15 protein-coding genes are annotated in these 17,648 nt (G+C 63.1%); 7 read left to right on the plus strand and 8 right to left on the minus strand.

Annotated elements, in window-relative coordinates; genetic code table 11:
* Positions 1-25 precede the first annotated feature (25 nt).
* Positions 26-826 carry a MipA/OmpV family protein gene (locus LB572_RS04425; protein ID WP_224666864.1) on the minus strand — a complete coding sequence of 267 codons (801 nt, stop codon included), beginning with the start codon at positions 824-826 and terminating at the stop codon, positions 26-28.
* A 112-nt stretch (positions 827-938) separates the two neighbouring features.
* A complete protein-coding gene (locus LB572_RS04430) occupies positions 939-2,084 on the minus strand; it encodes a glycosyltransferase family 4 protein (RefSeq protein WP_224666865.1) in 1,146 nt (381 codons plus the stop codon).
* 521 nt (positions 2,085-2,605) lie between these two features.
* Here LB572_RS04430 and LB572_RS04435 point away from each other — a divergent pair.
* The 3 genes from LB572_RS04435 (at position 2,606) to LB572_RS04445 (ending at position 5,677) form a co-directional block, all read left to right on the plus strand.
* Entirely contained in the window at positions 2,606-3,556 is a 951-nt protein-coding gene (locus LB572_RS04435) for a glycosyltransferase (RefSeq protein WP_224666866.1), read from the plus strand.
* Positions 3,557-3,566: 10 nt separating this feature from the next.
* Positions 3,567-4,997: a glycosyltransferase family 4 protein gene (locus tag LB572_RS04440; protein WP_224666867.1), complete on the plus strand. Its 1,431-nt coding sequence runs from the start codon at positions 3,567-3,569 to the stop codon at positions 4,995-4,997.
* Positions 4,998-5,122: 125 nt separating this feature from the next.
* A complete protein-coding gene (locus LB572_RS04445; protein WP_140641117.1) occupies positions 5,123-5,677 on the plus strand; it encodes an HdeD family acid-resistance protein in 555 nt (184 codons plus the stop codon).
* A 103-nt stretch (positions 5,678-5,780) separates the two neighbouring features.
* On the opposite strand, the gene LB572_RS04450 is transcribed toward LB572_RS04445, so the two are convergent.
* Positions 5,781-6,764, minus strand: a complete 984-nt coding sequence (locus LB572_RS04450) for a bifunctional riboflavin kinase/FAD synthetase (protein WP_412033533.1) — start codon at positions 6,762-6,764, stop codon at positions 5,781-5,783.
* 28 nt (positions 6,765-6,792) lie between these two features.
* Positions 6,793-7,653, minus strand: coding sequence for a TIGR01459 family HAD-type hydrolase (locus tag LB572_RS04455; protein WP_224666868.1), 861 nt, complete (start codon positions 7,651-7,653; stop codon positions 6,793-6,795).
* Between the two features lie 296 nt (positions 7,654-7,949).
* Between LB572_RS04455 and LB572_RS04460 the strand changes: the two genes are divergently transcribed.
* The 3 genes from LB572_RS04460 (at position 7,950) to LB572_RS04470 (ending at position 12,863) form a co-directional block, all read left to right on the plus strand.
* A complete protein-coding gene (locus LB572_RS04460) occupies positions 7,950-9,917 on the plus strand; it encodes a pilus assembly protein (RefSeq protein WP_263497830.1) in 1,968 nt (655 codons plus the stop codon).
* A 198-nt stretch (positions 9,918-10,115) separates the two neighbouring features.
* A complete protein-coding gene (locus LB572_RS04465) occupies positions 10,116-12,089 on the plus strand; it encodes a TadE/TadG family type IV pilus assembly protein (protein WP_224666870.1) in 1,974 nt (657 codons plus the stop codon).
* A gap of 141 nt (positions 12,090-12,230) precedes the next feature.
* Positions 12,231-12,863, plus strand: a complete 633-nt coding sequence (locus tag LB572_RS04470; protein WP_224666871.1) for a LysE family translocator — start codon at positions 12,231-12,233, stop codon at positions 12,861-12,863.
* A gap of 24 nt (positions 12,864-12,887) precedes the next feature.
* Here LB572_RS04470 and LB572_RS04475 read toward each other — a convergent pair whose 3' ends face one another.
* Together LB572_RS04475 and LB572_RS04480 are read right to left on the minus strand one after the other, a co-directional pair.
* Positions 12,888-13,712 (minus strand): DUF2189 domain-containing protein, encoded by an 825-nt coding sequence (locus LB572_RS04475; protein ID WP_224666872.1) that lies wholly within the window; start codon positions 13,710-13,712, stop codon positions 12,888-12,890.
* A gap of 201 nt (positions 13,713-13,913) precedes the next feature.
* Positions 13,914-14,312: a VOC family protein gene (locus tag LB572_RS04480; RefSeq protein ID WP_224666873.1), complete on the minus strand. Its 399-nt coding sequence runs from the start codon at positions 14,310-14,312 to the stop codon at positions 13,914-13,916.
* Positions 14,313-14,404: 92 nt separating this feature from the next.
* Here LB572_RS04480 and LB572_RS04485 point away from each other — a divergent pair, with 92 nt between their 5' ends.
* Positions 14,405-14,905, plus strand: a complete 501-nt coding sequence (locus LB572_RS04485) for a CAP domain-containing protein (RefSeq protein WP_224666874.1) — start codon at positions 14,405-14,407, stop codon at positions 14,903-14,905.
* 11 nt (positions 14,906-14,916) lie between these two features.
* On the opposite strand, the gene LB572_RS04490 is transcribed toward LB572_RS04485, so the two are convergent.
* Together LB572_RS04490 and LB572_RS04495 are read right to left on the minus strand one after the other, a co-directional pair.
* Entirely contained in the window at positions 14,917-15,900 is a 984-nt protein-coding gene (locus LB572_RS04490; protein WP_224666875.1) for an isopenicillin N synthase family dioxygenase, read from the minus strand.
* Positions 15,901-15,978: 78 nt separating this feature from the next.
* Positions 15,979-17,511 (minus strand): DHA2 family efflux MFS transporter permease subunit, encoded by a 1,533-nt coding sequence (locus LB572_RS04495; protein WP_140801184.1) that lies wholly within the window; start codon positions 17,509-17,511, stop codon positions 15,979-15,981.
* Between the last annotated feature and the right edge of the window lie 137 nt (positions 17,512-17,648).

Here is a 17,648-nt window from a genome sequence, read left to right on the forward strand (position 1 = left end):
CGAGGGCTAGCGCCGGTTTGGGTGCCTACATCGAGAAATTGAAGCGGTAGGTGGTCGACACGCCGAACATCCACTGGCTGCGGTCGCCGCGCTCCTTGACCAGGCTGGAATCGGCTGCCGGCCCCATCAAGCGCGAATATTCGGTGAAGACGCTCGCCGTCATCGGCTCGGTCACTTTCCAGGTGATCGCGCCACCGAGGCCCGTCGACTTCACGCCGCCGCCCGGATGGTACTCGCTCAAGCCCGAAGCCGCCGCCTCGGTGGCGTTGACGCCGTAATAGGCATCAAAATAGTTGGACGAGGCGAAGGACACCCGCGGCCCGCCCGAGATGCGCACCGTCGGCGTGATGTCGTAAAAAGCGTCTGCCGCGATGTCGGCCACGAAGCCGTTGTGGGAGCGGATGCCATGCCGCAACTCGGCGCGGGCGCGCAGCCAATCCAGCGGATAGAACTCGAAGAAGCCGCCCACCTCACCGCCGAAGCGCACCGGGTCGAGGCCTTGAAGTTCGTCCTTGCTGGTGCGATGGAACAGGAACTTGCCGGTCAGACCGGCGCGCACGGAGCCGTCGTCGATCAGCGCCAGCGAGATGTTGTCGTTGCGCGAGGTGAAGCGCGCCTCTGGGCCGACCTTGCCCAGCGAGATGATCGGCTGGGCGCTGAACATATATTTCTTGCCGCCCTCGAAATTCGGCGCGACCAGGCCGGTGGCGCCGAGCGTCAGGTACCAATCGCCGGATATCCAGCTGCCGCCTTCGCCCGCCTGGGCGACAGGCGCGGTGAACAGGCCCAAGGCGACGGCCAGAGGAATCTTCCCGACAATACGCATCGTCACCCCTTACGCGAAACAGGCCGGCAACACCACCTGCCGACGCTCCAGCCATGCCGTGCATTCGGTAAAATTTGACTTAAAATCGGTAACATCGGAACCGACTGGCCAACTAGGCGACACGCCGGCTGCGGCGGAACGTCTCTATCAGGTCGCAGGCCGCTTCCAGTCCGCCGGTAAGCGGGTTCGATGCGCCGTAGGCAAGAGCCGCCTCGCGCCATTGGCCCCGGATCGCCGGGTTGCCGGCCTTCTGAATCGCCTGCCGCCAGATTTCGGGATCGTCGCGATTGGCCACAACCAGTCCGGCACCGCTGGCCTCGACATATTTTGCATATCCGCAAGCGTCCGAGGCAATGACCGGCAGGCCGTTCGCAAGCGCCTCGAGGATCACCGTGCCGGTATTTTCCAGGCGAGCCGCGTGCATCATGAAATCGCTCGCAACCACGATCGCCGGGATATCCTCCTGGATGCCCAGCAGGGTAACCCGTTCCGACATGCCGAATTTGGCAATCATGCCGCGAAGCCGCGTCTCTTCCTCGCTATTCTTCCGAAGACCGGCGATCAGCCAGTGGATTCCCGGAAACGGTTGCAGGGCCTTCACCGCCCGGTCGAGACCCTTCACCTTCAACCTGTTGGCGATGGTCAAGGCGATGACCGCCTCGCGCGGAAGCCCGAAACGATCGCGGATTTCATTGCGGTCGACGGCCAGCAGCTCCGGTCTGCGGCGTTTCGGATCAAGCGTTGGCCCGACGACGTGAATGCGGGATTCCTCGGTCCGCCAGAAGCCGCGGTAGAGCGCTGCCTGCTGTTCGCTGAGCGCAATGATCTGCACGGCGTTGCCGGGAGCAAAGATCATCGATTCGAGGTTCTGCTGGCGCATGAAACGGGGGGAAAACGGCCGCCACCACCCGAGCTTCGACGCAAAATAAGGCGGGTCGCCGGCATAGTAGATATCCAGGCCCGCCATCTTGTTGAAACCGACGACGCAGTCGAAGTCGCGCCTGGCTGTCTGCACGGTCCTTCCCAACGCATATTCGGTGCCCGGGTTGGAAAGGACCCGTGCCGGATGGACTTTTATCGTCGCCGAACTCTCGACATGACCCACCTGACGGGTTGTCAGGATCGTCACGTTATGGCCTCGGCCGACCAGTCGCTCACTGATGTTGAGACAATCCCTTTGCAGCCCCCCGTTCATGAAGAGGGCAGAGATTGCGCAGCAGATTCTCATCACATTTTCCAGAGCGCCGCCTACCCCCAAAGTCAGATCGGACGGAGAGATCTCCGGGTGCGCCCCAGACTTCCCCATACAAACAAACACAGCCGGGCGCTCAAATGTTGGTCGTGTTGAAAAGACGAATATGCTGTATATAGCCGGTTATCAAGAGACCTGGATGCTGTCGCGTTCGGCCTTTCCCCAAAAGCCGACTCGAGCGCGCCGCGCGGGATCGATGCAGACCCGAACGCGGTGCCGCAACGGCCGATAACCGCATTCGCCGTCTTGCCGAGGATCGAGTTCAGACGGACCTGTTGCGGGGAAGCTGGCTCCATAAAGTCGGCCTCGACGGCGACCTTTCTTCGAAGGCCAAGAGGGCGCGTATCGGTCGTGCGACTGCTCGCCCCGCCCTTGAGGTCGCGCTCGGATCGGCCGGACAGAGAAAATTGACAGTCGACAGATCGACGGAACTTTGAAATTGGAGTTTCGAGACCAGCCTGCCGACAATCCAAGGGCCATTGAGACGGTCGATCATTGCAAGGAACATTCTATTGCCGACGGTAAGCGTGATCATTCCGGTGAGAGACGGCGCGCAATATGTCGGCGAAGCCCTGCAAAGCATCCTGGACCAGGATCTGGCGGATATCGAAGTCATCGTCGTCGACGATGGATCCCGCGACAACAGCGCGGCGATCGCGACGTCGATCGGCGAGCGCGACGGCCGCGTCAAAGTTGTCGCCAACAGCGGCAAGGGGATCGTCGATGCGCTGAACATGGGGATCTCGCTCGCGCAGGCCCCTCTCGTGGCGCGCATGGATTGTGACGATGTCTCGCTGCCCGACAGGTTGCGCCTGCAGGTGGCGTGTTTCGAGGCGGATGCCGATTTGCAGGTGCTTGGTACGGCGGGATTGCAGATCGACCGGGACGGAAACCTGTTGAGGCCGATCGACGTGCCTGTCGGCGACAACCCATTGCGGGACGCGCTCGCCAGATACAATCCCATGCTTCACCCGACGGTGATGTTCCGGACCGAGGCCGTCCGGCGCGCGGGAGGCTACCGCCGCGCCTTCACCTATGCCGAAGACTACGATCTATGGCTGCGGCTTTCCGAGACGGGGAAACTGACCAACATGGATACGCGACTGGTTAAGCTGAGATCGCATCCGGGACAGGTATCGCGTGTGAAGCAGGATCAGCAAAAGGCGGCCGCGGCATTGGCCAGGCAGTCGGCGCTGCTGCGTTGCCATCGTGCCGAGCCCTTCGATGCGAACGGCCAACCCGCGCAGGCCATCGCAAGCTTTCTGGCATCGCGTGCCGCCACGGGGGTCGGCATCTCCAGCCAGGAAAGACGCGACATCGAGTTGCTGTTGCGAACCCCGGACATACCCCTGGCCCTCACCCTAAAGCTGCTGTTCCTCGCGGCTGTCGGCGCACCCTCCTTCAGGACGCTCGCGCTGGGACCGCGGCTGGCCTGGCGCAGGATGATCGCGCGCTCGCCAAGAATGCGGCTCAACTGATGCGGCCCGAATGATGCGTCTTGTCGTCGATCTCTCGAGCATGGTGCGCTGGCTCGGCCCTCCGGTCGGCCTGGTCCGCGTGCAACGCCACTACGCGGCCGCGGCGGCCGCATTCAAGGCCTCCGAGGTGGCATTCACGGTGTTCGACCCGATCGAGCGGGCCCTTAGACAGGTTTCGCCTGGTATGGCGGCGGAAATCATCGCCGGCGACATTTCGTGCGACATGAGCTTTTATCCGGACCCGGCCCGCATCAAGATGCGTTTTTACGATCGCTGGCCGAACTGGGCGCGGCGGTTGCTGATGGCGATCATAAGACCGCGCCGTATCCTGATAACCGAGATCGGCGCGTTTGGCCGACGCAATCCCGGCAGCCCTTTTCTTCGTTTCCTCGAGCGGATCGAAAGCCGGCTGATGAAGGAAAACGAGCGGCGGCAAGTCGCTCGCGAGGACGGTTCACGCGCCCGCATCGTCCCGCTCAGGACCGTGGCCGGCAACGAATACAATCTTTCGCCCGGCGACCATCTGCTGTTGATGAACAACGACTGGGCGCATACCGATATCGAGGTCATTTCGCGCGAGGCGCGCTTGGCCGGCGCAAAGCTGGTCGTGCTTTTGAACGACATCATTCCGATCCAGTTTCCCGAATGGTACAAGCCGCACGACGTCAAGAGATTCACGGACTATGTGAATCTGGCGGTCGGCCTGGCGGACCGCTTCATCCTGACGTCGAGGCGCGTCACCACTGACGTCGAGGACTATGCCGCCAAGCTCGACGTCCGGCTGCCGGAGCTAAAACAGGTTCCTCTCGGCTGCGACAGCGCCCGCAAATCGAAGGCGGACGGCCGCCTGCCGGACGGGCTCGAGACGGATCGCTATATCCTGTTCGTTTCCACCATCGAACCGCGCAAGAACCATTCGCTGCTGATGGACGTCTGGAGGCGCCTCGTCCTGGACGGAACGATCGCGCGTGGTGGCATGAAGCTGGTTTTCGTCGGTCGCAGCGGCTGGATGGTCGATAGTATCCTGGCGAAGCTTCACAGCCATCCCGACTACGGCAAGAGCCTTGTCCATCTCGACAATGTCGATGACGCAACGTTGTCCCTGCTTTACCGCAACAGTGCGTTTTGCGTGTATCCGTCGCTGTATGAAGGATATGGGCTGCCGCCCGTCGAGGCGCTGGCTTACGGAAAGGCGCTGATCGCCTCTACGGGCGGAGCCATCGCCGAAGTGGTCGGCTCGTCGGGACTGTGCCTCGATCCGCTCGACGTCGAAGGATGGGAAAACGCCATGCGGGAGTGGATCGCCTCGCCCGCGGCCCGTGCTCCGTACGAAGCGAAGGCTGCGGAATTCGTGGCGCGAAGCTGGGAGCAGGCCGGCCGGGAGACGCTGGAGGCGACGCTTGCGCCGTTCGCGGACGAAGTCCGGCCATCGCGACAATGACCGCGTTACGGTCACGGACAGCCGGCCGGCCGCGGGTTCGGCCCGTGTTGCTGGACGGACAATGCGGTTGGGTCTAGCTTCCTTTCGCCGCACGACCGGTGGTGAATTTCGAGGGAGATGAAACCATGACTCTGCCAAGCGACGCTCTCAAGGACGCGATCGGCCAGACGCGGGACAAATGGGGATGGTTCGTGGCGCTCGGCGTGCTGTTGCTGATCTTCGGCGGCATCGCCTTCGGCAATCTGTTCATCGCCACCGTCGCCTCGGTCTATGTCGTCGGCTGGCTGATGCTGATGGCAGGGGTCATCGAGATCATCCACGCCTTCGGGGTCAAGACCTGGGGACGTTTCTTCTACTGGCTGCTGAGCGGCCTGCTTTACGCCGTCGCCGGCTTTTTCGCCTTCGACAACCCGTTGCTCGCCTCGGCGGTGCTGACACTGCTATTGGCCATCGCGCTCGTCGCTTCGGGCCTTCTGCGATCCTGGGTGGCCTTCAATCACCGGCCGCAGCAAGGCTGGGGATGGCTGCTCGCGGCCGGCATCATCACCATTCTGCTTGGCCTGATGATCGCCATGGGCTGGCCGGTGAACAGTCTCTGGGTGCTGGGCATTTTCCTGGCGATCGACCTGGTGTTCCAGGGCTGGAGCTTCATCGCCATCGGGCTGGCGCTGAAGCGATAGTCCTCGCCTGCAGCCGGGAAAGTTCGACACGATTAGGCCCGGCGGCTTTGCCGTAACCTCCCGTCAGGAATTGCGCCGCGTTTCACCGTTTCCGTGAAACGATCTAGAACGCGATCCCGGCGTCCAGTTGCGAGAGTGGGCGCACGCCCGCCAGCAGCGCCCTCGCCTCGGCCTCGTCCTTTTTCATCTGCGCCACCAGCGCGTCGAGGCCATCGAATTTGAGCTCCGGGCGCAGGAAGCCGAAGAACGACACCTGGCAGGTCTGGCCATAGAGATCGCCGGAAAAATCGAAGACGTATGTCTCGAGCAGCGGCGCGCCATTGTCGTCGACGGTCGGGCGGCGGCCGAAGCTGGCGACGCCATCGTGAAGCGTGCCGTCGGCGCGACGGAAGCGGACGGCGTAGATGCCTTCCTTCAAGGCCGCTTCCGGCGAAAGCCGCATGTTGGCGGTCGGGAACCCGAGCGTGCGGCCAAGCTGCTGGCCGCCGATCACCTCGGCCTCGACGGTGAAACGGTAGCCGAGCAGGCCGGCGGCCTCCTCCACGTGACCTTCGGCAAGCAGCCCCCGGATGCGGCTCGACGAAACCACCTCCGCGCCCTCGTCGCGAAAGGCGTCGACCAGCGTCACGCCGAAGCCGTGCCGTTCTCCGGCCGCCATCAGAAAGGCCGGGCCGCCCTGGCGGTCCTTGCCGAAATGAAAGTCGAAACCGGTGACGGCGTGGCGGATGCCGAGGTTCTTCTCCAGCACGTCGGTCACGAAAGCCTCGGGCGAGAGCGAGGCAAAATCGCGCGTGAACGGCTGCTCGACCAAAGCGACAAAGCCAAGTCCGGCGAGCAGCCGCGCCTTCATCGGCGGCGGCGTCAGCACGAAGAGCGGCACCTCCGGCCGGAAGACCTTGCGCGGATGCGGCTCGAAAGTGAGCACCAAAGCGGGCGCGCCATTGCGGCGAGCTTCGGCCAGCGCACGCTCCAGGACGGACTGGTGACCGCGATGGACACCGTCGAAATTGCCGATCGCCACGACGCCGCCGCGCAGATGCGCGGGCAGCGGCGAGACCGCCGAAAGACGTTCGAAGGCTTGCATCATGTCGAGGCGCCCGTCATGGCCAGACCACCTATTGCAGACGCGGAATGACGGCGACCGGCTGGTAGCCGTGCTTTTCAAGGAAGCCAGCCAGCCTTTCTGGATCGGGGCGGAGCGGATCGCCATAGTCGCGAGCGTGGATGCCGCCCGACACATACAGCACGTCGAAGCCATTGTCGGCCGCGCCCTTGACATCGGTCATCATGCCGTCGCCGATGGCGAGAACCTCTGAGCGCTCGACGGCACGGCCAAGAAGGCCGGCGACCTCCTTCATGGCGACATCGTAGATCGGCGCGAAAGGCTTGCCGGCAATCAGCGTACGCCCGCCAAGCTGCGCATAGTCGCGCGCCAAGGCGCCGGCGCACCAGATGGTGCGCTCGCCACGCTCCACCAGGATATCCGGATTGGCGCAAATGAACGGCAGATTGCGGGCGCGCAGCCGCTGCAGCAGCTCGGCATAGTCGGCTGGCTTCTCGACCTCGTCGTCATAGAGGCCCGTGCAGACAACGCCGGAGGCCTCGAATTCCTCGACGAGATCGACGTCGAGCCCGTCATAGAGCGTGAAATCGCGGTCGGGGCCGATATGGAAGATCTTCCTCGGACCATCGGCGATCAGGTCGCGGGTGACGTCGCCGGACGTGACGACCCGGTCGCAGGCATCGGCAGGGACGCCGATGACCTTCATCTGGGCGACGACGTCGGCGCTGCGACGCGGAGAATTGGTGATGAGCACGACAGGCACGTTGGCCGCGCGTGCCCGGGCAAGTGCCGCGGCGGCAGGCGGAAAGTGCCATTCGCCATTGTGCACGACGCCCCATACGTCGCACAGGATGGCGGCGTAGCGCCCCGCCAGATCGTCGAGCCCAGCGATGATGTCAGGCGAATCCGCCATGCCGTGTCCCTGATTTGGTCTTGAGGCGCCTAGCGCTGAAACGGATTCCAGCGACGCGCTCCTGGTCTTGTCTTGATGCAAAGCCAAGGCTCCGCGGCAGTCGGCTCCGCATAACCGAAGCGCTTCATCCTGTCACTCGCTTTCCGACATCGACCTTCGGCGGTTTGTCGGGTGCACAGGGTTAATGCCCCGTCAAGGGGGCCGGGCGATCTTGCTGCTTTCGGGAGGGCTAAAATTTAACGATTTATGATCATGCTGAACCAGAAACTATAGGATCTTGGCGGGGGCTAAGGGCATTGATCCGCAAATTTTTACGTGACAGACGAGGCAACTATGCCTTGATGACGGCCATCACGATGATACCGCTGATGGGCGGCGTGGCATTGGCGATAGACTATACCGAGCTGGTGCGGCAAAAGCAGGAAACGCTGAATGCGCTGGACGCCGCTGGCATTGCGACAGCGCAGCAGATCGTCTCCGGTGTTAGCGACGACGCCGTAAAAGCCTACGCCAAGGATTTCTTCGAGGCCAATCTGAGACACGTTCTCCCGGCAAACACGACCTTGACGGTTACCTTACCCAATAACAACGCCGGCGGCGGCACGCTGAAAATGCAGGCGACGCTAAAATATCGCCCCTACTTTCTGCCGGCAGCCGCCATGCTGCTCGGTAAAACTGCCGGCGAAACCGACATCAACGTCGTCGCGACGTCCGAAATCCGGTTAAAGGATACGCTTGAAGTTGCGCTGGTGCTCGACAACTCCGGTTCGATGTCGACCCTCGGCTCCGGGACCGGCCAGAAACGTATCGATCTGCTGAAGAACGCGGCCAAGCAACTGGTCGACACGCTGGCCGCGCAGGCTCAGCAGATGAAGCAGGTCAGCAAACCAGTGCAGTTTTCGCTGGTTCCGTTCTCCGCCTCCGTCAATATTGGCCCGACACATGATCAGGATGCGTGGATGGATCTAAATGGCGTCTCGCCAATCCACCACGAGGATTTCGACTGGTCGACGATGAACGCCGCCAACGATCCCAACAAGTATGTCGAGAAGGCCGGCGGCATATGGTACAAACGCGGTGATGGCTGGGGAGACACCAAGGGTCAGGCCATCACCCGTTTCAGCCTCTATTCCGACATGACCGTCGAGTCCGACCGCGAAACAGTGCAGCCTCCGAAGCAGTATGTCTGCGACGTCACCAAGAAGGACGGCACCTGCAGCAAAGGCCATTGGGTCACTCCGTCCCCGACATACGTCTACACCACGAGCCGCTATGCGAGTTGGCAGGGATGCGTCGAGGCCAGGCCCTATCCATACAACGATGACGACACCACGCCTACGACATCCAATCCCGCTACGCTTTTCGTGCCGATGTTCGCATCCGACGAGGCCGGCACATTGTGGCGCGACTTCAATCGCGACGGCGTCAATGACGTCAGTAGCGCCAGCTATGGTTACAGCAACAACTGGTGGGCCGACTGGCCGTACTCGCCCAACCCGACGGCGTCGCAGCGCCAGTCCGACATGCGCAAATACTTTCTGGTAAAGCCCTACGGGTCGGCTTCGGCGAGTGCCGGCGACGGTCCGAATGCGGCCTGCACCACCAGTCCGATCACTCCGCTTAAAGACGTCACGGCGGCGGCTGAAAAGCAGGAGCTGGACGACGCCATCGACGACATGGCGCCGACCGGCAACACTAATGTGCCGGAAGGTCTAGCCTGGGGCTGGCGAACCGTGTCCAGCAATGAGCCCTTCACCGAGGGACGACCGAATACAGAAAAGGGCAACGATAAAGTCGTTATCGTCCTGACCGACGGCGCCAATACCTATAGCGCCATCAGCGATTCCGGCTATGCCAACAACCGGTCCACATACGCAGCTTACGGATATACCGGGCTGACTTACCCCGGCTCAGGCAGCGTTACGCGCCTGTTCATGAACACCAGCAGTGCCGTTCCGAAGACCACCTATACCGACAGCAACTATACCGCAGCGCTCGACGAGAACATGCAGACCCTGTGCGCCAACGCCAAAGCTGCCGGGGTCATAGTGATGACTGTCTCGCTCGATCTGGTCGACACCAAGACCGACGAAAAGAAAGCCATGGCTGCTCTTAAGGCCTGCTCGTCGGACTCGCGCTTCCGCAAGGATCCGACCGATCCGAGCAAGCCGGCGAAGCTGTTCTGGAACTCGACCGGCGCCACGCTGTCCGATGACTTCAAGGCGATCGGCAACGAATTGTCGAACCTGCGCATCGTCAGCTGATCTGCTCGGACAAACGATCGACGACGCCCGCCCGCAAGGCGGGCGTTTTTCATCGTGGCCATGCCATGGAATTGATTTGGTTAGCGGTTGGTGAAGCCGCCGTTAAGCAATCGAGCGGTTTGCCAAACCGGTCCTTCAGCGTTTTGTGGAAGTGTGGCCCGACAGAGAATCCGCCGGCGGGGGGCCGCTTCAACTACAATGCGCAAATTCTGGCATCAATTCTGCCGCGACCGCCGCGGCAATTATGCGCTTATGACAGCAATCGCCATGGTGCCGCTGATGGGCGCGGTGGCGATGGCGGTCGACTTCAGCGAGCTCAACCGCCAGAAGCAGATGGTGCTGAATGCGCTCGATGCCGCCAATTTCGCCGCGGCGCGGCGGCTTGCCGAAGGCGCCACGGACGATCAGATCAGAGCCTACGCGGCCGACTTCTTCAACGCCAACCTCAACAATATCGACCCCGCCAACATCTCGCTCAACATCACGCTGCCCACCAGCCAGGCCGGCGGCGGCCTGCTTAAGATGAGCGCGACGCTGAACTATCACCCTTACTTCTATCCGTCCTCCTCGCTGCTCGTCGGCGCATCCACAATCGATGCGAACAAGTCGATCAACCTCGATATGGACTCCCAGGTCCGGCTGAAGAACACGCTGGAAGTGGCGATGGTGCTCGACAATTCGGGCTCGATGACGACCCCCGGCACCGGCTCGGGCCAGAAGCGCATCGACCTGCTCAAGCAGGCCGCCAAGCAGCTTGTCGACACGCTGGCGCAGCAGGCGGCGCAGATCAAGCAGATCGACAAGCCAGTCCAATTCAGCCTGGTGCCGTTCGCGGCCTCGGTCAATGTGGGGCCGGACAACGACAACGCCCCCTGGATGGACGTCTATGGGCTGTCACCGGTCGCCAATGAGAATTTCGACTGGTCGACGCTGAACGCACCCGACAGATACGCCCAGAAGGTCAACGGCATCTGGTACAAGAAGGGCGCCGGTTGGGGTGACACGCAAGACCAGGTGCTCAGCCGCTTTTCGCTCTATCGCGACATGCAGGTGGTGACCAGCCACGAGCGCATCGTCGGCAGCAAGCGTGTCGTGTGCGACCAATACCGCTCCGACAACACCTGCAAGCGCAGCCACAACGAGTACGACTACACCGATACCTACGGGCCGTTCGCCAGCTGGCAGGGCTGCGTGGAAGTACGACCCTATCCATACAATATCGACGACACGCCGGCCTCGGGTGGCCCCAACAACACCGGCATCGGCGTCGGCGACCCGGCGACCATGTTCGTGCCGATGTTCGCGCCCGATGAGCCCGGCAACCGCTGGAAGGTGACGCAGGATCCAGACGAGCCGAACCCGATCACCTACGGCGCCGCCAACAGTTGGTGGAACGACGATCCGTCAAGCACCACCGGCAAGACCAGGCAGTCGAACATGGCCAAATACTTCATGCCGCGGCCGATCGATGCCCCGACGCTGAGCACCGGCGCCGGTCCGAATTACAGCTGCACCACCACACCGATCACGCCGCTCACCGATGTCACGCAGACGGATGGGCTTGCGGCCATCAAAGCGGCGATCGACCTGATGCAGCCCAACGGCAACACCAATGTGCCCGAAGGCATGGCCTGGGGCTGGCGCACCGTGTCGAGTGCTGCGCCCTTCACCGAGGGACGGCCGGAGACGGAGCGCGGCAACGACAAGGTCGTCATCGTGCTCACCGACGGCGAAAACACCTATTCGACGGTCAATCCCGACCCGGCCGGCAACAAGTCGACCTATGCCGCCTATGGCTATACCGGCGTCGGCTATAACGGCACCTCGGTCACCCGCCTGTTCGGCGGCACGTCGAGCGCCATCGGCCAGTTCAACTATTCGTCGAGCAACTACACCGCGGCGATGAACGAGCAGATGGCGAAGCTGTGCGACAACGCCAAGGCGGCCAATGTCATGGTGATGACGGTGGCGCTCGACATGTCGTCGACCAGTTCGAGCGACCAGAAGGCGATGGCCGCGCTGAAAGCCTGCTCTTCCGATTCCCGCTTCCGCAAGGATCCGACCGATCCCAGCAAGCCGGCCAAGCTGTTCTGGAACGCGACCGGCGCAACGCTGTCGGACAATTTCAAGGAGATTGCGAACGAGTTGTCGAACCTGCGGGTGGTCGGGTAAGGCATGCCGATATTTCAGGTGAGGTCGGCCTTACCTGAATCTCAACACGCCTTGCGCTGGCGCAACAGGTGCTAACCGCAAGCCCTTGCGCCCTCCCGCGAAGCCGCGCACATCTGCCGCCGCGCTTTGCTGGAGCCATCAATGCCCGACGCCGCCAATCATCTGACCTTTGCGCTGATCTGCCTCGGCATGGTGCTGACGCCGGGCCCGAACATGATCTACCTGATCTCGCGCTCGCTATCGCAAGGGCCGAAAGCCGGGCTGATCTCGCTCGGCGGCGTGGCGCTGGGGTTCCTGTTCTATGTCGTGTCTGCAGCCTTCGGCATCACCGCGCTGATCTTCGCCGTGCCTTACGCCTACGACGCGCTGCGCTTTGCCGGCGCGCTCTATCTGTTGTGGCTCGCCTGGCAGGCGCTGAAGCCCGGCGGACGCTCGCCCTTCCAGGTCCGCGAACTCCCCAGGGATAGGCCGCGCAAGCTTTTCATCATGGGGCTGATGACCAACCTACTCAATCCGAAGGTGGCGGTGCTCTATCTGTCGCTGCTGCCGCAGTTCATCAATCCGGCCAAGGGCCATGTTCTGTCGCAGTTGCTGGTGCTCGGCGTGACGCAGATTTCGATCAGCCTCACCGTCAACGCCATCATCGCGGTGACGGCCGGCTCCATCGCGAATTTCCTCGCCGGACGGCCGTTCTGGCTGGTCGTCCAGCGCTGGATGATGGGCACGGTGTTGACGGCGCTGGCCCTGAGGATGGCGACCGAAGCGCAAAGATAGCCGTCACCCCAAGAACGCAGCCGTCTACATCGGCCGGCGGACCGGCCGGATCTGCTCCGGCTCGACCACCTTGCGATAGAGATGCCAGGTCGCATGGCCAAGGATCGGCATGACCACGGCGAGCCCGGCAAACAGCGGGATCGAGCCGACCACCAGCAACACGGCGACGGTCAGGCCCCAAAGCGCCATTGTCAGCGGGTTGGCCATCACCGCGCGGGCCGAGGTTTCGATCGCCGAGACGGCGCCGACGTCGCGGTCGAGCAGCAGCGGGAAGGCGACGACCGTGGTGGCCAAGACGACAATTGCGAAAACGAGGCCGACAGCGTTGCCGACGAGGATCAGCGTCCAGCCCTTCCCGGTCGTCAGCACGTCGCGCACGAAAGCGCCCACCGAAGCGGGCGGCCCGGCGCCGAACAGGCTGGTGTAGAGCGACTGCGCGGTGAACAGCCACAACAGGAACAGCGCGAAGAGCAGGATGCCGATGACCGCGATCGACGGCAGCGCAGGCGAATGGCGGACATCGAGCGCATGCCGCCAATGGGTGTTCATGCCGAGCTCCCGCCGGCGGCTGATCTCATAGAGGCCGATGGCCGCGAACGGGCCGATCAGCGCGAAACCGGACATCAGCGGATAGACGAGTTGGATGGCGTTCGAGCCCGAGGTCCATTGCGTCAGGATCAGGCCGACGATCGGGTAGACCAGGCACAGGAACACGTAGTGCGAGGGCTTGGCCCAGAAATCCTCGGCGCCGAGCTTCAGCGCGTCCCAGAGGTCCGAGGTGGAAACGTGGCGCACCGTGGGCTGCACATGCATCCCGTACGCATCCGCCATGACATGAAAACCGGCCATAACCGTCCTCCGTTTGTCAGTGCATGAGCCCGAAAACCGGGAGGTTCTCGCCAAGCAATCATGCGCCAGATCAACGCGGGTCGGTCACCGCCTGTGGGTGGCCGCCCGTGGCTGCCACTTCAAGAACGATCGCATCATAATCGATCTTCCGGGAAAAGTCGTCGCTTCACGCGATTTTCATCGCGGCGAAGCTCGTTCTGCCTATTCGGGCGCGTTGAACACCGCCTCGAGGCGATGCCCGCCCGGGTCGATGACAAAGGCCGCGTAATAGTGCGGGCCGTAGTCGGGACGCGGGCCTGGGCCGCCATTGTCCTTGCCGCCATGGGCGAGCGCGGCCGCGTGGAACCGCGCGATGCTCCGCCGATCCGGAGCGGCAAACGCCAGGTGGAACCCCGGCCCGGGCGGACGCTGACCCTTCGGGCGGAACTTGATCGCCAGCTTGTCGCCGCCGCCGGGCGGGCCGTAGCCGACAGCCTGATCGGCCTCGCCGGGCTTGAGATCGTCCCAGACGCGAACATAGCCGAGCGGCGCCAACGCCGCGTCATAGAAGGCGGCCGCGCGCTCGATGTTCGAAACGCCGAGGGAAATGTGGTGGAGCATGGCGGACCTCCTGTCGTCGAATCGCTGCGCCGTCCTGGCGATTTTCACCGCCCTGCCCGGCAAAAGCCACGATCGCCGGTATCAGAGGCCGGATGAGCATCTCGATCACAGCCGACCTGAACCGCCGTTTTCTGCTCAAGGCCGCCGGCCTTGCAGCGCTTGCCGGCATCGCCGCCTGCAGTACCGTCACGGTCCCGACCGGCGAAGGCGCCGGCGCCTCTTCGTCCGCCACAGCGACGCTGGCCGGCATTCGCGCCTCCGCCGGACTGCCGGTGCTGACGCCGGACGCCCAGCTCGAACAGGCGGCGCTGCAGCAGGCCGGCTACATGGCGTCGCGCGAGCGCATGAGCCACACGACCGGCTGGGGCAAGGATTTCGCCTCGCGCATGAAGGACAATGGCGTACGGGGCGCGGCGGCCGAAAACATCGCCGAGGGCCGCTTCGACCTTGAGAAATTGTTCGACATCTGGATGCATTCGGCCGGCCATCGCCGCAACATGCTCGACCCCGACTTCAGCCGCTTCGGGCTGGCCTATGTGCGCGACGGCCGCGATCCCGCCTTGCGCTACTGGGCGCTCGTGCTGGGCCGATAGCCGGCGGCCCCCTATTTTGTCGTCGCCTTGAACTTGCCCATCAGGTAGGGCCCGGAGCGCACCGGCCCGTATTTCGGCGTCTCACCCTCGGCCAGGCATGCGCCCAGAACCGTGATCTCCGCGTCCCAGTTCGGCTGATGGAAGAAGGCCATGGACTGCCGGCGATCCTTGCCGCCCTCCTCCAACGGCGGGTTGACGACGCGATGCACGGTCGACACCCAACGGTCATTGGTCCAACGCGCCATCAGGTCGCCGATGTTGATGACAAAGGCGCCGGGGATCGGCGGCACCTCCGCCCATTCGCCGTCCGGCGTGACGATCTGAAGTCCGCGCGACCCTGGCTGCGGCAGCAGGATCGTCAGGCTGCCATAGTCGGTATGGGCGCCGGCGCGGATCTGCCCTGGTTTCGGCGCGACATGCTGCTCGGGATAGTTCAGCGCCCTCAGCGCGCTGATCGGCGCATCGAGGAAAGCGTCGAAATAGGTTTCCGGCAGGCCAAGCGCGGTGGCGAAGACCCGCATGATGCGCAACGCCAGATCCTCGAGAGCCGCGTAATAGGTCTTCCAGCCATCGACGAAGCCCACGGGCTCGGCCGGCCAGATCGTCTCGGCATAGCAGAAGGCCAGCGCCTCCGGGTCCTTGACGCCCGGCGGCACACGCAGAGGCCCGCCGTTGAAGCTCTCTTTCAAGTCCGGTGGCGTGTCGACGTTACGGGATTTCGCCAGCGCCTCGAGCTCCGGGCCGAGATATCCATAGGGATAACCCTTGTAGGGCGCCTTCGAGCGCTGCTTTTCCTCGGGCGGCAGGTCGAAGAAGGCCTTCGCCTTCGACCAGGCGGCGTCGATCACGGCCTGCGGAACGCCGTGGTTCGTGACCGCCAGGAAGCCGGTGCTGCGGCAGATATGGTCGACCTCGCGGCCGAGCGCCTTCTTTTCCGCGGGGCTCGCAGCCTCGAACCTTCCGAGATCGAATACAGGAAATGACGGGTTCTGCATCACGTTCATCCAAGCGCTCAATACCGGAACGATGCAGTCTGTCCCGGCTGTGATCTAGGACCAACCGGCGTGGCGGTCCTAGTCCATATGGGCTGCGGGCGCCCCACCCGCCGGCGCCGCCTTCGGCTTGCGCAGCAATATCACGAACGGGATCGCGGCCAGCGTCATCACCATGAGGAGTTTGAAGTCGTTGATGTAGGAGATCATCATCGCCTGGGCGTTGACGGCCAAGTTGACCTGCGAAAGCGCGGCCGGATCGCCGCTGGCCGCCGCCGGCGAGGCCGCCCAGAGATTGGGATTGTACGGGTTGATGAAGGCCGAAAGCTCGGTGTGGTTGATCTGCGTGTTGCGCACCATCAGCGCCGCGACCACCGACACGCCGATGGACGAGCCCAGATTGCGCACCAGGCTGAACAGCGAGGTGGCGTCGGTGCGGTAGCGCGCGTCGAGCGTGGCGAAGGCGACCGTCGACAGCGGCACGAACACCATGCCCATGCCAAGGCCCTGGATAACCCCGGAGGAGATGATCAGCCAATTGTCCATCTGCGGCGTAAAACTCGCCATCGTGTAGAGCGACTGCGCGGTGAGCAGGAAGCCGATGGCGACGAGGATCCTCGCGTCGATCCTGTGCATGATGCGGCCGACGACCAGCATCGAAATCATCGTGCCGATGCCGCGCGGCCCCAGCACGACGCCTATGGTCACGGTCGGATAGCCGAAGATGTTGGCCAGCATCGGCGGCAACAGCGACATCGACGCCAGGATCAGCACGCCCATGATGAAGATGAAGCCCAGCCCGGTCACGAAATTGCGGTCGAGGAAGATCTTGGGATCGATGAAAGGATGCTCTGATGTCACCGTGTGGATGATGAACACCCAGAAGCCGGTGAGCGACAAAGCGAGCTCGATCCAGATCTCGGCCGAGTTGAACCAGTCTATCTCGCCGCCGCGATCGAGCATGAGCTGCAGCGCGCCGACGCCGAGCGAGATCATAGCGAAGCCGAAGAAGTCGAAGCTCCGCACGCGCTTGGCGACGACGGGCAGATAGGCGGCCATGCCGAGGAAGGCGAGGATGCCGACCGGCAGGTTGATGAAGAACACCCAGCGCCAGTTGAAGTTTTCCGTCAGCCAGCCGCCGAGCGTCGGCCCCAAGATCGGCCCAAGCATGATGCCGGCGCCCCAGATCGCCATCGCCTGGCCGTGGCGTTCCTTCGGGTTGATGTCGAGCAGGAAGGTTTGCGACAGCGGCACGATTGCGGCGCCGAACACGCCTTGCAATAGGCGGAACAGCACCATCGTCTCCAGGCTCCACGCAAGGCCGCAGAGCATCGAGAAGATCGTGAAACCGACGACGGAGCCAAGGAACAGTTCCTTGCGGCCGAGCCGGTCGGCGAGCCAGCCGGTGACCGGCGTCATGATCGCCGCGGCCACGATATAGGAGGTCAGCACCCAGTTGATGTTGTCGGGCGACGCGCCAAGGTCGCCGGTCATGGTCGGCAACGCGACATTGGCGATCGTGGTATCGAGCGCCTGCATGATCGTCGCTAGCATCAGCGCGACCGTGATCAGTCCGCGATGCGGCACTTCCTTGAAGGCTTCGGGCGTGCTCATGATGCTGAACTTCCAGCAGGTAACAAAAACGTGTAGACTAGGTTTCCGGGCGGCAAAGCCTTCCGTTGAGAGACCTTCATCGCGGTGGGACGCGACTATCGATGTGGGGGTTACATCGACCGAAAGTCTCTGTTGGA

This window comes from Mesorhizobium sp. BH1-1-5 (genome assembly GCF_020165615.1).
Lineage (GTDB): Bacteria > Pseudomonadota > Alphaproteobacteria > Rhizobiales > Rhizobiaceae > Mesorhizobium.